The sequence below is a fragment of the uncultured Rikenella sp. genome, assembly GCF_948810725.1.
Taxonomy (GTDB): Bacteria; Bacteroidota; Bacteroidia; order Bacteroidales; family Rikenellaceae; genus Rikenella.
This window is the reverse complement of the sequence record NZ_CAQIVA010000036.1, coordinates 1-17,757: the sequence shown is the minus strand read 5'-3', so window position 1 is coordinate 17,757 and position 17,757 is coordinate 1. Positions and strand designations below refer to the sequence as shown.

15 protein-coding genes and 1 tRNA gene are annotated in these 17,757 nt (G+C 60.9%); 5 read left to right on the top strand and 11 right to left on the bottom strand.

From position 1 onward, the window contains the following. Positions 1–133: 133 nt before the first annotated feature. From purB to Q9S52_RS08505, 5 genes are all read left to right on the top strand, one after another. Positions 134–1,495, top strand: a complete 1,362-nt coding sequence (gene purB / locus Q9S52_RS08525; protein WP_300727610.1) for an adenylosuccinate lyase — start codon at positions 134–136, stop codon at positions 1,493–1,495. A 36-nt stretch (positions 1,496–1,531) separates the two neighbouring features. Next, a complete protein-coding gene (locus Q9S52_RS08520; RefSeq protein WP_294593503.1) occupies positions 1,532–1,696 on the top strand; it encodes a rubredoxin in 165 nt (54 codons plus the stop codon). A 203-nt stretch (positions 1,697–1,899) separates the two neighbouring features. After that, positions 1,900–2,301, top strand: a complete 402-nt coding sequence (locus Q9S52_RS08515; RefSeq protein WP_297626920.1) for a DUF4834 family protein — start codon at positions 1,900–1,902, stop codon at positions 2,299–2,301. A 62-nt stretch (positions 2,302–2,363) separates the two neighbouring features. Beyond that, positions 2,364–5,018 carry a prolyl oligopeptidase family serine peptidase gene (locus tag Q9S52_RS08510; protein WP_304708812.1) on the top strand — a complete coding sequence of 885 codons (2,655 nt, stop codon included), beginning with the start codon at positions 2,364–2,366 and terminating at the stop codon, positions 5,016–5,018. Positions 5,019–5,175: 157 nt separating this feature from the next. Beyond that, the gene (locus Q9S52_RS08505; RefSeq protein ID WP_304708811.1) at positions 5,176–6,402 is read left to right on the top strand and encodes a glycoside hydrolase family 27 protein; all 1,227 of its coding nucleotides are present in this window, start codon (positions 5,176–5,178) and stop codon (positions 6,400–6,402) included. Positions 6,403–6,486: 84 nt separating this feature from the next. Here Q9S52_RS08505 and Q9S52_RS08500 read toward each other — a convergent pair whose 3' ends face one another. The 11 genes from Q9S52_RS08500 to Q9S52_RS08450 all read right to left on the bottom strand — a co-directional run bounded on the left by Q9S52_RS08500 (position 6,487) and on the right by Q9S52_RS08450 (position 17,250). After that, positions 6,487–7,152, bottom strand: coding sequence for an ATP-binding cassette domain-containing protein (locus tag Q9S52_RS08500; protein WP_304708810.1), 666 nt, complete (start codon positions 7,150–7,152; stop codon positions 6,487–6,489). Then, the gene (locus Q9S52_RS08495; RefSeq protein ID WP_294593513.1) at positions 7,131–7,460 is read right to left on the bottom strand and encodes a hypothetical protein; all 330 of its coding nucleotides are present in this window, start codon (positions 7,458–7,460) and stop codon (positions 7,131–7,133) included. Before Q9S52_RS08495 ends, Q9S52_RS08500 begins: the two co-directional genes overlap by 22 nt. 146 nt (positions 7,461–7,606) lie before the next feature. Further along, positions 7,607–7,678: transfer RNA gene (locus Q9S52_RS08490), tRNA-Arg, on the bottom strand. 47 nt (positions 7,679–7,725) lie between these two features. Beyond that, positions 7,726–8,751, bottom strand: coding sequence for a beta-ketoacyl-ACP synthase III (locus Q9S52_RS08485; protein ID WP_294593515.1), 1,026 nt, complete (start codon positions 8,749–8,751; stop codon positions 7,726–7,728). Positions 8,752–9,168: 417 nt separating this feature from the next. Further along, positions 9,169–10,134 (bottom strand): phosphate acyltransferase, encoded by a 966-nt coding sequence (locus Q9S52_RS08480; RefSeq protein WP_304708809.1) that lies wholly within the window; start codon positions 10,132–10,134, stop codon positions 9,169–9,171. Between the two features lie 183 nt (positions 10,135–10,317). Further along, complete coding sequence (gene rpmF / locus Q9S52_RS08475; protein ID WP_294593518.1) at positions 10,318–10,500, bottom strand: 50S ribosomal protein L32; 183 nt, start codon at positions 10,498–10,500, stop codon at positions 10,318–10,320. A gap of 22 nt (positions 10,501–10,522) precedes the next feature. Continuing rightward, positions 10,523–11,122 carry a DUF177 domain-containing protein gene (locus Q9S52_RS08470; RefSeq protein WP_304708808.1) on the bottom strand — a complete coding sequence of 200 codons (600 nt, stop codon included), beginning with the start codon at positions 11,120–11,122 and terminating at the stop codon, positions 10,523–10,525. 81 nt (positions 11,123–11,203) lie between these two features. After that, positions 11,204–12,211, bottom strand: a complete 1,008-nt coding sequence (locus tag Q9S52_RS08465; protein WP_304708807.1) for a chorismate synthase — start codon at positions 12,209–12,211, stop codon at positions 11,204–11,206. Between the two features lie 1,384 nt (positions 12,212–13,595). After that, complete coding sequence (gene aroA, locus Q9S52_RS08460) at positions 13,596–14,918, bottom strand: 3-phosphoshikimate 1-carboxyvinyltransferase (RefSeq protein ID WP_304708806.1); 1,323 nt, start codon at positions 14,916–14,918, stop codon at positions 13,596–13,598. A 134-nt stretch (positions 14,919–15,052) separates the two neighbouring features. Further along, on the bottom strand, positions 15,053–16,678 hold the full coding sequence (locus tag Q9S52_RS08455) for an NAD(P)/FAD-dependent oxidoreductase (RefSeq protein ID WP_304708805.1): 1,626 nt from the start codon (positions 16,676–16,678) through the stop codon (positions 15,053–15,055). 254 nt (positions 16,679–16,932) lie between these two features. Beyond that, complete coding sequence (locus Q9S52_RS08450) at positions 16,933–17,250, bottom strand: hypothetical protein (protein ID WP_304708804.1); 318 nt, start codon at positions 17,248–17,250, stop codon at positions 16,933–16,935. Positions 17,251–17,757: the final 507 nt, after the last annotated feature.

Here is a 17,757-nt window from a genome sequence, read left to right as displayed (position 1 = left end):
CAATCGGGCAGACACGGCCAGAGCATCCCGCAGGGATGCGCTCTGAAGTTTTTTTTGTTCTTTTTGTTCACAAAAAGAACAGTACCCTCCCGAATAAGGTGCAAATAAACGAACAAATAAAAACAAGATATTAATGGAATTGAATTGTTTGACCGCCATATCGCCCGTAGACGGTCGTTACCGCGGGAAAGTCGAAGCACTGGGTCGTTATTTTTCCGAATACGCCCTGATCCGCTATCGCGTGCAAGTCGAGATCGAATATTTTATCGCCCTGTGCGAGCTTCCCCTGGCCCAGCTCGCCGGGTTCGACAAAGGGCAGTACGGAGCCCTGCGGCGGATTTACGAAGACTTCAGTCCGAGCGACGCCCAGCGCGTGAAAGAGATCGAGCAGACCACCAACCACGACGTGAAAGCCGTCGAATACTTCATTAAAGAGAAGATGGACACCCTGGGCCTCGGCGACGAGCGGGAATTCGTGCACTTCGGCCTGACCTCACAGGACATCAACAACACCGCTACCCCGTACAGCTTAAAGGCAGCGATGAGCGATGTCTATTATCCCGCCTTGGGCGAACTCATCGGCAAACTCTCGACCCTGGCAGACGAGTGGAGCGACGTGCCGCTGCTGGCCCACACCCATGGGCAGCCCGCCTCGCCGACCGTGCTGGGGAAAGAGATCCGCGTCTTCGTCGAACGGCTCGAAAAGCAGCGCGACATGCTCCAGACCGTGCCCTATCCCGCCAAGTTCGGAGGCGCCACCGGGAACTTCAACGCCCACTCCGTCGCCTATCCCGAAGTCGACTGGGTATCCTTCGCCAACCGCTTCGTGAACGGGACACTGGGGCTCGACCGGTCGCAGTACACCACCCAGATCGAACACTACGACAATCTCGCCGCCATTTTCGACGGCCTGAAACGCATCAACACCATCCTGATCGACCTCGCGCGCGACATGTGGACCTACATCTCGATGGAGTACTTCAAACAGCGCATCAAGGCAGGCGAAGTGGGCTCCTCGGCCATGCCCCACAAGGTCAACCCCATTGATTTCGAGAACGCCGAAGGAAATTTAGGCCTCGCGAACGCCCTTTTCGAACATTTGGCAGCAAAATTGCCGGTATCCAGATTGCAGCGCGACCTGACCGACTCCACCGTGCTGCGGAACATCGGCGTGCCCGTGGCCCATACCCTGATCGCCGTGGCCTCGCTGGTCAAAGGGCTCGGCAAGCTGATCATCAACCGCGACGCCATCGACCGCGACCTGGAAGCCAACTGGGCCGTGGTGGCCGAAGGGATCCAGACCATCCTGCGGCGCGAGAAATACCCCAATCCGTATGAAGCCTTGAAAGCGCTCACACGGACGAACAAAGGGATCACCCAGGCCGATATAACGGCCTTTATCGACGGACTCGACGTGACAGAGACCGTGAAAAACGAACTGCGGGCTTTGACCCCCCACACCTATATCGGGATTTTTGCCCGAACCAAAGCGTAGACCATTTATTTTATTCACATTTAAATCTTTACAACTATGGACAGCTACAAATGCGACGTATGCGAATGGGTTTACAACCCCGAAGAAGGCTACCCCGAAGGCGGGATCGCACCCGGCACCCCGTTCGAAGAGCTTCCCGACGATTTCGAATGCCCGATTTGCGGCGTAGGGAAAGATATGTTCAGCAAAGTCGAGAAGTAGCGCTCGACAGACCCGGTCGTCGGCCTTGCGTCCCTCGACCTCTCGGAACGACAGCGACAAAGGGAGGCCGGATCGGGCTCCCTTTTCCGCTTTTTACGGAACGGCCCGAGGGGCCCCTTTTTCGCCCCTGAAGTTTCGGTCCGAATGCTAAAATTCAGGCCGGAACGTTATATCTTTGTATATCCACCAACACGGAACACCCCATGGAAACCTTCCTGACCGTCATACTCTTCATTTTTGTAGGCTTTTGGCTGCTCGGCCTGTTCGGGCGGTGGACGCTTCGGTGGTGGCTCGCCCGGAAACAGCGCGAATTCCAGCAGCAGTTCGGAGGCGCCGACACCGCGGGCGGCGGCACAGGGCGGAACTCCGGTTCGAAAGGCTCCTTCCGCGGCTTTTACGCCAACTTCGGCAACCCCTCCGCCCGTCAGCGCCGGCGCAGGAAAGAGGGAGAGGTGACCGTCACCCGAACCGCCATGCGGAGCGAGCGGCAGGTCGCCAAGAGCGTCGGTGAATACGTCGAATACGAAGAGGTCGAGAGCACCGTCTCGACCACCACCGTCGTCACCGACCGGCAGCCCGAACCCACGGACGGATCGGCGAACTGATCCCCCGCCCTGTCACGAGCCACACACTCCTCCGAAGACTTTCATCAACAACCAAACCGCATATGCCCCATCTTCCTACCCGTTCCGGCCGACGCTGGGCCCTTCTGAGCCTCATCGCGCTGGGGACGTGGCAGACCGCGGCCGCACAGAAACAAGCGGCTGCCGACGGCAACATCGTTGCCATCTTCGGACAACAGAAAATCGAAACCACCGACGAAGGCGAAGTCTTCCACCGATTTCGCGACGGCCTGCTGCTGCCCGGCGGCGTGGGCGGCGGCACCCTCTACAACGGACAGGACATGATCGCCTGGCTCTACGCCACCGACCGCTTCCGCACCCCCGCGGCCGGCGACAGCATCGGATACGTCTATCCGACCCAGAGAGAGGCCGTCATGGCCTATCAGTCCAACGTCGAGCGCAAGACAGCGGCGAATCGGCACTCCATGGCCAATCGGCTTCCGGCATGGGTCTGGAGTCCGATCGCGGCCGACTCCACCGGCCGCTTCCGCAGCCCGCAGATGCGTTCGGCCTATCTCTATACCGCTTACGACAGCCCCGACAGCCGGATCGCCCTGCTAGAGACCACCGGCGGCACGCGGACATACATCAACGGCGAGCCGCACGAAGGGGATCACTACGACTTCGGTTATACCCTCACCCCGATTCGGCTGCGCGAGGGGCTCAATGAGTTTATTTATACCCCCGGCCGGTTCGGGCGCGTCGAATCGAAACTCGTCGTGCCGAAGAAACCGGTGATGTTCACCCGGCGCGACATGACCCTGCCCGACCTGATCGAGGGAGAGAACGAGCCGAAGTGGGCCGCCGTGCGGGTCGTGAACGCCACCGAGAAGGCATTGCAGAAGCTCTCGATCCGGGCCACCTTGTTTGCACCGGACGGCGAACAGCTGGGCCAGCCGTTGGAGTACTGCACTGACGACGTGATGCCGCTGGCGGTGCGTAAGCTGAAATTCCGCCTGCCGGCCACCGGGAAACCCTTGCGGAACGGGCCCGTCGACGCCCGGCTGGAGCTCTTGCGCGACGGCGAACAGGTCGATACGATGACCATCGCCCTGCGGCAAGTCTCGCCGACCATCCATCACGAGCGCACCTTCGTCAGCCGCATCGACGGCAGCGTGCAATATTACAGCGTGGCTCCCGCCCTGCGCACCGATCCGGGAGATACCGCGGCGCGGGCCTTCGTGCTGACCGTGCACGGCGCTTCGGTCGAGGCGCGCAACCAGGCGCGGGCTTACAAACAGAAAGCGTGGGCCAACATCGTCGCACCGACCAACCGGCGCCCCTTCGGCTTCAACTGGGAAGAGTGGGGACGGATCGACGCCCTGGAGGTGCTCGCAGAGGCCCGGCGCATCTTTAAGACCGACCCCTCGCGCATCTACCTGACCGGCCACTCGATGGGCGGCCACGGGACGTGGTACCTCGGGACGACCTATCCTTCCCTTTTCGCCGCTATCGCGCCGTGCGCAGGCTATCCCGACATCGCCGGTTACGGCAGCGGACGCGGCGATGCGGCCCACCGGCGTTCGCCCCTCTTCGAACCTTTCGAACGGGCCGCTTCCGCCGGACGGGTGATGGCCCTCTCGCGGAACCTCAAGCAGTCGGGCGTCTACGTCCATCACGGGTCGGCCGACCGCGTCGTGCCGCCGGAACAGGCGCACATCATGCGCGAAGAGCTGGGACGGTTCCACACCGACTTCTGCTACCACGAATACCCCGGCGGCGAACATTGGTTCGGCGATGCCAGCGTGGACTGGCCGCCGCTCTTCGACTTCCTGTCGCGGCATACGATTCCGGCCGACAGTCTGGTGGACGAGATCGACTTCTATACCGCCTCGCCGGGCGTCTCGTCGCGCGACTACTGGCTCACCGTCGAACAGCAGGAGAGCCCGTACCGGTTCACCCGCGTGGAGGTGCGGCGCGAGGGAGATACCGCGATTCGGGTCAGTGCGGCCGAGAACGCAGCGCTGCTGACCTTCGACCTCCCGGCGCTCGGGATGAAGACCGAGCGGACGACGCTGGTTTTCGACGCCGACGGCCAGCAGCTCTCGGTGCCGACCTCGCGCCGGGCCGTCGTGGCTTATCGCGAAGGGCAGTGGCGCGTGGCCGACAGCGTCGACCGGCGGCAGAAATATGCCGGTCGGTACGGCGGCTTCAAACAGGCCTTCGATAACCGGATGGTCTTCGTCTACTCTACGGTCGGGACGCCCGAAGAGTGCGCCGGATGGCGTGCCAAAGCGCGGTTCGATGCCGAAACCTTCTACTACCGCGGCAACGGATCGGTGGACGTCATTCCGGACTACGCATACGAGGTGGCCAAGTATCCCCACCGGAACGTCATCCTGTACGGGAATTACGACAACAACTACGTCTGGTCGCGGCTGTTGAAAAACTGTCCGATCCAGGTGCGGAACGGCGGCATCTCGATGGGCGGACGGTTGTACAAGGGGGATGACCTGGGAGCCTATTTCGTCTATCCCCATCCGGACTATCCGGACGCCTTGATCGGCGTGGTGACGGCGACGGGCGTGCCAGGGATGCGGGCGACGATGCCCAATAACTACATCTCGGGGATCACCGGATTCCCGGATCTGATGGTCTTCCGGGCCGATATGCTGAAAAACGGCCTGGCAGCGGTCGAGACGGCCGGTTTCTTCGACAACGACTGGTCGCTGAACAATAAAGATCTCGTGACGCAATAGCCTTTGCGCAGGATGGAACGCATCGCGGCGGGCGCACGCTCCGAAGGTTTCGGAAGCGTGCGCCCGCCGCAGTTGTTTCCCCTGGAGATGCCGTGCCGCTGTGTCGCAGGAAATTGCTATCTTTGGGTAAGAAATCTTTTTAAACCTGTACCTGATTATGAAATTGAGACTTCGAATCGCGACGCTGCTCGCTCTGTTTTTGGTCGCTCCGGCGACCGTATCGGCCCAGCGCGAGGCGACGCCGGTCGACACGCTGGCCCTGACGCCGCCGATGGGGTGGAACAGCTGGAATCAGTTCGAATGGGAGGTCAGCGACTCGCTGATTCGCGAGATCGCCGATGCCATGGTGGCGAACGGCATGCGCGATGCCGGATACCGGTATATTATCATCGACGACTACTGGGTCGGCGGGCGCGACACCAAGAACCGCCTTTTTCCCGATCCGGAGCGTTTCCCGCACGGGATGAAGGCGCTGGCCGACTATGTGCACGACAAGGGGCTGAAGTTGGGTATCTATTCCGACGCGGCCGAGCTGACCTGCGCGGGGGTGACGGGGAGCCTGGGCTTCGAGGAGATCGACGCGCAGACCTTTGCCGACTGGGGGATCGACTACCTGAAGTACGACTACTGCCATGCGCCGACGGATCGGACGACGGCCTTTACGCGCTACAAGAAGATGGGCGACGCACTGAAGAAGACGGGCCGTCCGATCGTCTTCGCCGTTTGCGAGTGGGGTGGCCGGAGTCCGTGGTTGTGGGCCCGGGCGGCGGGAGGCCACCTTTGGCGGACGACCTACGACTCGCGCGACGGCTGGCGGTCGGGAGACGGTTTTCTGACGGGGATTATGGATATTTTCGACACGCAGGAGGGGCTCGATCCCTATGCCGGGCCGGGGGGCTGGAACGATCCCGACCTGCTGATGGTGGGGCTCTACGGCAAGGGGAAATCGTCGTCGCCGGACGCCCGCTTCCCGGGGTGTACGGACGAGGAGTACAAGACGCATTTCGCCTTGTGGTGCATGCTGGCGGCTCCGCTGATCGTGAATAACGATCTGCGCGATATGTCGGACTTCACGCGCGGGCTGCTGACGAACCGGCACCTGATTGCGGTGGATCAGGATTCGCTGGGGCGGCAGGGATATACCTTTATGCGTTCGGGCGAGTTGCAGTATCTGCGCAAGGAGCTGAAGGACGGGGTGGCGATCTGCGTCTTCAACCGGTCGGATGCGCCGGCTTCGTTTGTGTTCGATCCGGTGCGGGACGCGGACATTCTCTATCCGGCGACGGTGACGAATGCGTGGACGGGGCGGGTATCTAAGAAGGGGATTGTACGGGGTACGCTGCCTGCGCACGGCTGCGAGGTGTATATCTACAAGCGGAAGTAGTTCTTCTGTAGAGGAGATTTTTATTCGCTCCCGGTCAGGTCTTCCTTTTGGAGGGTACCTGACCGGGAGTTTTTTGCGGTCGAACTAATCGTTGATATATCCCATTGCCGCCAACTTCTTGTCGGAAAAGGATATTTCCGAAACATACCCGTCTTTCAGGAAACAGATGCGATCGCTGATTTGGAGCACATCCCGATAGAGATGATCTGTGATGATAAATCCCTTGCCGCCGTGTCTGATTTCATCCCGAATCAACGCTTTCAACGTCGCAATATGCAACGGCATCAACTGAGAAAATGGCTCGTCCAGCAGGCAGATCGCCGATGGCGACCGAACCATCAAATACGCTTCTATCAAACGTCTCTCTCCCCCCGAGAGGTGCTTGATCCGAGCGTCTGCGCAATGGGCCAGGTCGGGAAAATCGGCCGCAAAGGAGGCCAGATCTACCTGGTAATCGGCCAAAACCCGACGCACGGATAAATGTCCCGGGACAAAATGGAATTGCGGAAGATAACGCACTGACTCCGGGTGCTCGAAGACCCTTTCGAAGGATTGCCCGTCCCATCTGACGTGCCGGAATGTTCCTCGTCGAGTTCCGTAAAGCATTTGCAAAAGAGTCGATTTCCCGCTGCCGTTCAACCCGAGCAGGGCAACCACTTCGCCTGTACGCACCTGCAAATAGGCGTGTTCTAAAATCGTCCGGTCGCCGATCTGCATCCGGGCGCTGTCTATCTCCAAAAGGTGTCCCATTCCGGCAGCAAATTAGCGGCGATCAATAACAAGACAAAGACGAAGAGGTCGCAAAATTCGTAAAAGGCCCACAGCTTCAGCTTGGACAATCCCAGATTGTAATAGTAGTAGTATTCTCGCTGTTTGAGGCGATTCACGATATAGTAAACGATTGCGGCCGTTAGGAGTTTGAAATAGAGTAAAGGAGTCAGAATGCCGCTTCCCCATCTGTAAAACAACCACCCGCAGCACACGCTGATACAGCTGCCGGTAAAATAGAATGATCGGAGGAAGGTGTAGTATATTTTCAACCGGTGGAGAAGGGGCATACGAACTGTTGTTTGAAACAGAGGTTTTTGTCCTGATGATAACTGGATCTTATCGGAGCCGCGATATCGGCATCCGGGACAGGCTCCGAGGCTTCGTGAAGACCTTCTCCCATAAAAGAAAAGACGCCCGAATCGAGCGTCTATCGTAGCCACAACAGGACTCGAACCTGTATTTAAAGTTTAGGAAACTTCCGTTCTATCCCTTGAACTATGCGGCCGTCACGCGCGGAGCCTCTCCCGCGTGCGAGAGAGGCTCGGATAGGCGTTATTTCCGCATCGTCCCTCCGTCGTACGCCCACCGCAGATAAACCGCTCCCCAGGTGAATCCCCCACCGAACGAAGCCAGGATAAGGTTATCCCCCTTCTTCAATCTGGTCTCGTAGTCCCACAGGCAGATCGGAATCGTAGCTGCCGTGGTATTCCCGTACTTGTGGATATTGACCATACACCGTTCCGCCGGCAAACCCATCCGATTCGCAGTGGCGTCGATAATTCGCTTATTGGCCTGATGCGGAACCAGATAGCGCACGTCTTCCGCAGTCAGATGGTTCCGTTCCATGATCTCGACCGCCGTATCCGCCATATGCGAAACTGCTGCCTTGAACACCGGCTGCCCCTCCTGATGCACGTAGTGCCACTTGTTATCGACCGTCTCATGCGATGCCGGATAGCATGATCCGCCCGCCTTCAGATAGAGGTGTACGGCTCCTGCCCCGTCCGAGTGCAGGCTGGCGTCGATCAACCCCAACCCTTCGGTGTTCGGCTCCAGCAACACGGCTCCTGCCCCGTCGCCGAAAATCGGACACGTCGTCCGGTCTTCGTAGTCGATGATCGCAGACATCTTGTCCGCTCCCACGACGATCACTTTCTTGTAAGTCCCCGCTTCGATAAACTTCGATGCGGTGGTCAGGGCGAAGATAAACCCGCTGCAAGCGGCCGAAAGGTCGAAACCGAAGGCTTTGGTCAACCCGGCTTTGTAGGCGATCAGGTTGGCGGTGCTCGGGAACGACATGTCCGGGGTCACGGTGGCGCAGATAATCAGGTCGATGTCTTCCGGATCGACTTGGGTCTTCTCCAAAAGGTCTCGCACGGCGCGCTCGCCCATATACGAGGTGCCTTTCCCTTCGCCTTTCAAAATGTGACGGGTCTTGATCCCGATCCGACTCATGATCCACTCGTCGGAGGTCTCTACCATCCGGCTGAGTTCTTCGTTGTCCAAAATGTATTCGGGCAAATATGCGCCGACGCCGGTGATGGCGGCTGTAATCTTCTGATTGCTGGTCTTTACCATGCTACCTCTTTTACTGCATTCTATTTCCGTGTTTATCCGGACGGAACTGCCGCTTTTTGTAAAAAGCGGCACCAAAAACTTTTATGCCAGCTACGCTACTCCTCAGGCTCCGCAGTCCTCATGTTTCGTGAGTCTGTCGGGCTGGGGTTTTCTCGGCGAGCGCGCTAAATAACGGGAAAATAACCCCAGCGCGCTACGCCGGAAAACCCCAGCCCAACCAACGGTCCGAGACTTGGGCCGCCGGCAGCTTTAGGATGCGTCAGCATCCGTCTAAAGTTTTTTTTGGTTCTTTTTGTTCACAAAAAGAACAGTACCCTCCTGACAAAAGAAGCAGGAAATAGAACGGTTAAAAAAATAAAAAGGGTTTCGAGATCAGGTATAGAATGAATCGTTATCCCTTGTGAACGTGTAAAGGGATTACCTGTCGAAAGCCTTTTTAAACTGCGATACCATGTCCGTTCGCGCCGTGCGTTCGGTCAGTCGTATCATATTTTCGATCGCCTTGGCCGACGAGCAGCCATGGCCGATAATTACCGTCGAATTGATCCCCAGAACCGGAGTTCCTCCTACGTTTTCGTAGTTGAGTCCTTCGACGAAAGGATGGGTCTCTCCTCCTCCTGCGCCCGCCCCCGTCATAATCAGGTGGAATCCTTCGAGCATCTTGATCACCGTGTTGCCTGCAAAGCCGTCGCAGACGATCACGTCCGCCACTTCGCCCGTCATCAGGTGCTTCCCTTCGACATTCCCCACGAAGCGGTAGTCTCCCGCCGCCGCGCGTTCCGCCATCAGCGGATAGGTGGCTTTGGTCAGCAGATTTCCCTTTTCCGGCTCTTCGCCGATGTTGAGCAAGGCGACTCTCGGTTCCGGAATCCCCAGCGTCTCGCGAGCGTAGATGCTGCCGATCATCCCGTATTGTGCCAGGACTTCCGGTTTGCAGTCGGCATTCAGCCCGACGTCGAGAATCAGAACATCCCCGCCCCGTGCATTTTTGCAGACGGTCGCAATAGCCGGTCGGATCACGCCTTCGATCTGTCCCACCCCCTGCATGCAGCCCACCATCATGGCGCCGGTGCTTCCCGCACTGGCGAATCCGGCGATGTCGCCGGTGCACAAGTGTTTGAATCCGACTACGATACTGGAGTCGCTCTTCTGCGTAAAGGCTTTGACCGGGTGGTCGCCCATTTCGATCGTTTCGGAGGTGTGGACGATCTCCACGCGGGGATCATCCGCCACGCCGTGCGTATCGCAAGCCCGGATAGCTTCGCGGTCGCCGAAGAGCACGAGGGTCGTGTCGGCCGACAGATGCGGCAAGGCCGCATAAGCCCCTTCCACAGTCACCTGTGGTGCGTAGTCGCCGCCCATGGCATCGAGGCCTATTCTCATAATCCGATGACGTTAGGTTTGGGGACGAAAGAGCGCGGGTACACCCGTGTCGTTAGTGGAGAGGGGCCGGTGGCTCTTTGTCCGGAATGACGGTGGCAATCGGAATTGCCGGTGTGATGGAGGTGGTGTGCGCAGCAGGGTGCCGACGAGGGTGCCAGTCTGCGCGGAACAACAAGGGGGAAGCTATTGTCCCTTAACGTCCATCGCTTTTTTGCCGCGGTAGAAGCCGCATTCCGGGCAGACGCGGTGGAACAGGATCTGTGCACCGCAGTTCGAACAGGTTGCTAAGGTCGGCGCAACGGCCTTATAGTGAGTTCTTCTCTTGTCCCGACGGGTCGATGAGACCTTGTGTTTAGGATGTGCCATTTCTCTTGATTTATTTCGTTGTTTATTTGTCTTCTTTGGGCTTCAGGTCTTTGAGGGCGGCGAAAGGATTGCCGGCGCCGTCCCGATCCGCATCCGTCCCCCCTGCCAATGCGTCGAACTCCTCTTCGGAAACGATCCGGAACCGCTTGAGCATCTCCTGGTTGCAATCTTTCAACTCCGGGTGCACCCGCTGGAACGGCAAGGAGAGCATAATGCTCTCGTAAATATATTGTCCGAGGTCCAGCGTCGCCTCTGCCGGCGAAATCCACAAGATATCCCCGTCGCTGTTATTAACCTCGCGATGTGCATCCCCGGAGTACTGTTCCCCTTCCGGAATGGTGTCGCTGACCTTGACCACCGGCTGCCCTTCGAAATGCACCGGGCATTCGAATTCGTCCAGACAACGGTCGCAGGTCAACCGCACTTCCGCGTCGATTTTCACGCGGAGTTCGATCATCGAAGCATGCTTGGTCGCCTCGACCTCCGCCATACCTCGTCCCTGCGTAATCTCCGACTCGGGCCAGCGGGCGAAGAAACGGTCGTCGATCGGGAAGGTGTAATGATACTTCTCCCCGGTCTTAAGGCCGTGAAAATCTATGCTATATCTTGCCTGTTCGGTCATCGGAAGTCTACCCGGTATCGGGCAAAGGTAATCATAAATTCGCAATCCGCAAGCGGGGGCCGCGATTTAGCGTGCTCGGGGTCACTCGCTCCGCCGGTCGGTGGCGGCGGCGATCAGCGAGAGGTCGTACAGCACGGTGGCGGCCATGGCTTCGGCGATGACCGGTACGCGCAGGGCGATGCAGGCGTCGTGGCGGCCGCGCACGACGAGGGGTTCGACGCGCTGGTCGCCGAAGTGGTAGGTTTGTTGTTCGCTGGAGATGCTGGAGGTGGGTTTCACGGCGATCCGGAAGCGGATGGGGTTGCCGTTCGTGATGCCGCCGTTGATGCCTCCGGCGTGGTTGGTGCGGGTGGTGCCGTCGGGGGCGAGGATCGGGTCGTTGTGCTGGCTGCCGCTCATCCGGGCGGCGTCGAATCCGGCGCCGAATTCGACGCCTTTCACGGCGGGAATGGCGAACAAGGCGTGGCTGAGCACGGATTCCACGGAGTCGAAGAAGGGTTCGCCCCAGCCTGCGGGGAGGCCGGTGACGGTGCCTTCCACGATGCCGCCGATGGAGTCCTGTGCGGCGATGGCGCGTTCGAGGGCGGCGTCCATCTCGGCGGGGTCTGTGCAGCCGCCGATTTCGACGAGGCGGCTCTCGATCCGGATGCCGCTGGGGGCCAGTGCTTTCTTGGCGATGGCTCCGGCGGCGACGATGCCGAGGGTGATCCGACCGGAGAAGTGGCCGCCGCCTCGGTAGTCGTTATAGCCGTGCCATTTCTGGCGGGCGACGAGGTCGGCGTGGCCGGGACGGGGCTGGGTGACAAGGTTGGCGTAGTCGCCGGAGCGGGTGTTGCTGTTTTCGAAGAGGATGGTCAGGGGGGCGCCGGTGGTATGGCCTTCGAACAGGCCGGAGACGATGCGGGGCTGGTCGGCCTCTTTGCGCGGGGTGGTTCCTTTGGCTCCGGCGCGCCGGCGGTCGAGGTCGGGTTGCAGGTCGGCTTCGCTCAGGGCGAGGCCGGCGGGTGCGCCGTCGATGACGATGCCGACGTTCTGGCCGTGCGATTCGCCGAAGATGGAGAGGCGATAGATGCGTCCGAAACTGTTCATATGCTGTCTGTTGCGTTTAACGGGTTCTGTTGCGTTCGGGGTTTCGGGTGGCTCGGGCGACGAGGTTGGCGGTTCTTCGTGGAGTGGTGCTATTTGTTCTTAATTTAAGCAATTCGCAGCCAGCGGAGGCGCAATCGAGGTTGCGAAAGTGTAATCGCCTTAGCGAGCCGAAGCCTGCGGGGCCCCAACGAGCATCGCGAGTTGCGGGCCTCCCGAGGGGAGGCGTCCGGCCCGCGCGACCCAAAGGGTCGCAGAAGCAGTGCCTTGTTCGCCGTCCCATTCTGCAGGTTCGTCCTCGGCGCGCCCCCCTCGCGCCGCTGATACGTCGCTGCGCCCGAGGCCGGCGACCTAAAGGTCGTAACAATTCCGGCACCAGCACCGACCAATTCTGTCGGGTTCGGGCTGCGCGCTCCGGGGGTGGGCCGAAGGCCCAGCGCGCAAGCCCAGCGGTTCTACGAACCGCAGAAGCACAGCATTTTCTGTCGGATTCGTCCTCGGCGCGCCCCCCGGCGCCCGCCTACGGCGTTCGCTGCGCGCCGAGAACGGCGATTCCTTTCGGAATCGCGCTACTCGCTCTTCAAGCGGTCGAAGCCTGCGGGGCCCACAGCAACGTCAGTTGCGGACCTCCGCGGCCGGAGGCTTCGGCCCGCGCGGCTCTGCGAGCCGCAACTGCACTGACTCATTCACCGCCCAAGTCTGTCGGGTTCGGGCTGCGGCGTCCGGCCCGGGCATCGAAGATGCCCCGCCGCAAGCCCGGCGGCTCTTAGAGCCGCAAGAGCTCAGCCAATGATTCAGCCCCAATCTAAGCCCCATGCTCGGCTTGGCGCGGCGGGAAAACCGATTACGGTTTTCCCGCCCGAAGAACAGGCACAGCCCAAAGCCCAGCCCAATTTTCCGCCCCGTGTTCACCTCACTGCGGCTCCGCTATCGCTCCGCCGGTGCCGCTCGGCACTCGAAAGCTAGGCGTATCTACTCCTAACCGTCGCCCGCGGCAATTCTGCCTAAGTTGGCCAAGTGCCAACCGGCAGAATATGCCCTTTAAGCGGGCGGGCGACGGATTTTGGGGCGAGATTGAATTTTCCGCGCGCCTGCGCGATTCATCTATATTCGGCTACCGCCGAAATAGCTGAATCGCTCCTTTAGGCGGCGGCGCGCGATCCGGTCATTGTCCCAGCTGGAACTGTTCTCTTTGTGAACAAAGAGAACCAGAAAAACTTTAGACGGATGCTAACGCATCCTCCAGCTGCCGACGCCCAAATCTCTGTCCGTGCGGGCCCCACTAGTAAGGTAGAGACAACCCTAACAAAACACCCTACGGGATGCGCTGGCCGCCTCTACCCTCGTTCCCGTCCACGGGACGTCTATATCCTAAGCTGTGCACGCCTCACGCCGAGTATAACGTGTCGAGGTCGTCCCAAAAGTGCGGGTAGGACTTCTCGACCGCCTCTGCATGGCTGATGGTCACCGGACGGTCGGCACGCAAGGCCGCTACGGCTGTCGCCATCGCGATCCGGTGGTCGTTGTGGCTCTCTAATCGGGCGTCGCGCACGGTCAAGGAGCCGTCCGGAGTCGAAATCCCCCGAATCGACATCGTGTCCGGTGTCGAGAGGTCGATCTCTACTCCTAACTTCCCGAACTCGGCCGCTAAGGTCGCTGCCCGGTTGCTCTCTTTGTGCGTCAGGCGGCTCGTGCCGCGCAGAATCGTCGTCCCGCTGCAACAGGCCGCCAAGGCCGCCAAGGCCGGGAAGAGATCCGGGCAATCCGTGGCGTCGAACTCGAAACTCCGCAGGGTCGCCGGGCGACCAACCGTCCAAAGATGGCCGCTCGATGCCAGTATGGCTCCGGCGCGCTCCAAGGCCGTGATGATGGCCCGATCGGCCTGCAACGAACGCGGATGGAGGTTCTCGACGATAATTCCCGCTCCGCGCGGCTCGGAGGCGATCGCGCCGCCCACCAGCAGGCACGAGGCGCCGCTCCAGTCCCCCTCGATCGAGCAGACGGTCGGACGGTACTGTTGTCCGCCCGGAATCACGAATTCCGTATAGTCCGGGGCGTGCGAAACCTCGATCCCGAAAGTCCGCAGCACCTCCAAAGTCATGGCCAGATAAGGGATGCTCCTGGGTTGTCGCACGAGCAGCCGGGTCTCGGAGGACGACAGCGGGGAGGCCATCAGCAGGCCGGTGATGAATTGCGAGCTGAGCGAGCCGTCTACCTCGACGGTTCCGCCCCGCAGCGGCCCGCTGACGGTCAGGGGCAGACAGCCGTTTGCGCCGTCGGTCACGGTGGCGCCGAGTCTCCGGAGCGGCTCGACCATCGAGGCGGCCACCGGCCGGCGGAGGATCGAGCCGTGGCCGGTGATGGTGATCGGCGTGGGGCTTTGGGCGGCGATGGGGGTGAAGAGCCGGGCCGAGAGGCCTGATTCGCCGATGTGCAGCTCGGCGGGAGACTGCCGCAGGAAGCCTCCCTCGATGTAGTAGGTGTCGCGGTTGTCGCCGTAGCGGACGGAGGCGCCCAGACGCTGGATGGCGTCCAGAGCGGCGGAGGTGTCGTTGCAGAGGCCCATCCGCCGCAGCTCGCTCCAACCGGCCGGGTGGGCCGATTCGGGTACGAGGAGGGCGGCGGCCAAGGCGCGCTGGGCGTAGCTCTTCGAGGTCGGTGAGGCGATGCGGCCGGATAACTTGCCGGGTTTTATCTCTTTGATTGTCAAGTCGCTGTGGCTTTGTTGTATGTAATGTTGCAACATTTTGTTACAATGTTGCAACATGTTGCATCATGTTGTAACATTGCATCATTATGTTGTAAAGTTACAACATAATATTGTAACAGGCGGCACGTCGAGGGTCAGGGGCGTTCGCGGCGCAGGTATTCGACGGCGGCGCGGGCGGAGGAGGCTCCGTCGACGGCGGCGGAGATGATGCCGCCGGCATAACCGGCGCCTTCGCCGACGGGAAAGAGCCCGGAGACTTGAGGGTGCATGTAGCTCTCGCGGTCGCGCGGGATCCGGACGGGGGAACTGGTGCGAGATTCGATGCCGATCACTTGGGCGTCGGGGGTGACGAAGCCGCGCATCTTCTTGTCGAATTCGCGGAAGCCGGCGCGAAGGGCCTGGCTGATGAACCGGGGCATCCATTTGTCCATGTCGCTGGCGGTGAGGCCGGGATGGTAGGAGGTGGGCAGGGTGTCGCTGCATTTCGCGCCGCGGACGAAGGCGTCGAGCCGCTGGGCGGGTGCGATCTGGGCGCCGCCGCCCTGGGCGTAGCCCATCTTTTCCAGTTGTTCCTGAAAACGGAGACCGGCGAGGGGGCCGAAGTGGGGGACGAGGTCGGCGTAGTCGTCGGGCAGGATCTGGGTGACGATGCCGGAGTTGGCGAAGATGTTGTTCCGGCCGGAGGGGGACATGCCGTTCACGACGCATTCGCCGGGGGAGGTCAGGGCGGGAACGATAAAGCCGCCGGGACACATGCAGAAGCTGTAGACGCCGCGGGTACGGGGGGAGTGGGGGCCGGTGAGGCCGGAGGGTACCTGGGCGACGAGGCTGTAGGCGGCGGGGGGAAGGGCGGGGTCGAGGGTCTTGTATTGGATGCGGTCGATGAGCTCCTGGCGGTGTTCGACGCGGAGGCCCATGGCGAAGGGTTTGGATTCGAGGTGGATCGACCGGCGGTGGAGGAGGTCGTAGATGTCGCGGGCGGAGTGGCCGGTGGCGAGGAGGGTGGCGGGGGCTTCGATGGGGGTGCCGTCGTGGGTCACGACGCCGAGGAGCCGGCTCCGGTCGGGGCTGAGGAGAAGGTCGGTGACGCGGCTGTTGAAGTGGATCCGGCCGCCGGAGTTCAGGATGGTCTGGCGGATGGCGGCGATGACGCGGGGCAGCCGGTCGGTGCCGATGTGGGGGTGGGCGTCGTAGAGGATGGATTCGTCGGCGCCGTGGTGGTGGAGGATCTCTAAGGATTTCCGGTAGTTGCCGCGTTTCTTCGACCGGGTGTAGAGTTTGCCGTCGGAGTAGGTGCCGGCGCCGCCTTCGCCGAAGGCGTAGTTGGAGTCGGGGTCGACGGGCTGGTTGCGCTGGATGGCGGCGATGTCGGCTTTCCGGGCGGAGACGTCTTTGCCGCGTTCGAGGAGGATGGGGCGGTAGCCGAGTTCGATGAGTTCCAATGCGGCGAAGAGGCCGGCGGGCCCGGCGCCGATGATCAGGGCTTGGCGGGAGGGGGGGAGGTTCGAGACGTCGCCCCATTCGAGGTGGACGGGGTCGGGACGGCCTTCCCGGTCGAGCCAGAGTTCGACGGCGAGTTGGATGCGGACGCCGCGGAGGCCGCTGGTGTGTCGCCGGGCGTCAATGGAGCGGCGCACGATGCGGCTGAAGGCGATCTCGTCGGGGTTGCGGATGCCGGCGGCCTGGCGGGCGGCGGCTTGAATGGCGGCGGGGTCTTGGGCTTGGGCGGGGCTGAGGGTGATTTCGACGGTGAGGGGCATGGGGAGGTGTTTTAAGGTTTATGGGGGCTGTTCGGCGGGTGGCTTTCGGGTAAGGGGCCGGTTATTGGGGGTAGCTTGAGGGCCGAGGGGTCTCGTATTTCGGGTAGAACCGGTTTTCGGGTGGAGGCGGCGGGCTACTTGGGTAGTTTTCGGGTAAACACGGCTTGTTGTTTGGGTAGAGCCGGTTTTCGGGTAGAGGCGGCCTTGTATTTTGGTAGAGCCTGTTTTCGGGTAAGGAGACGCTGTGCGTCCATTTATTCCGAGAGGCAACGCAACTGAAAACCGTAGGCGCGGTAGCCCGCGCTGCTGGGGTAGAGCTCCGTCACGTTGAAAACCAAGTGCATGCCATAGGTACCGCTGACCCTGGAAGACCAGCTGAACCCGTGGTTGCCGACGTTGTACAGCGCGCCCCCGCCGCCGTCGTGGTAGCCCGGGGCGGGGTACCAGGCGAGCGGGGTTCCCGCGCCAGAGGTGCTTACCTTGTAGAGGCGACCGTTGGTGGCTTTGTAGTTCCCTGCGCCGTATTTTTCACCGGGAACCCCATCCGAGTAGTATGGGAAGGTACCGGTCAAAGGCTGATCGAGGTCGGTCGCCCGCGTAAAGTCAGACCAAGGGGGCTTCGTGGGTCTGGCTATTGGCTACTTAAGTCGGGCTTCGGTGGCGCGTCCTTGGGAAATCTTGTCAAAACACGCAAGCGAGTTTTGACGATTTCCCTCCTAAGGCGGCGCGCGCGGATGGGCTTTGAACCGTCTTTTCTCACCTTTGTTCGCGCGCCTTGCGCGATTCATCTATATTCGGCTCACCGCCGAAATAGTTGAATCGCTTCTTAAGGCGTGGCGCGCGTTTGTCCTACAGGAGAGGACTGCCCTTACGCCGGGCGGGGCGCACCCTTCGGGTGTTTTATTGGCCGCCTCTACTCCAAGGCCGTCTCGGCCCAATTCCTCGCCCCGTTCTTTGTCCGCGCGCCTGGGGAAATCTTGTCAAAACGCGCCAGCGCATTTTGACGATTTCCCTCTTTAGGCGGGGCGCGCGGATGGGCTTTGAACCGTCTTTTCTCACCTTTGTTCGCGCGCCTTGCG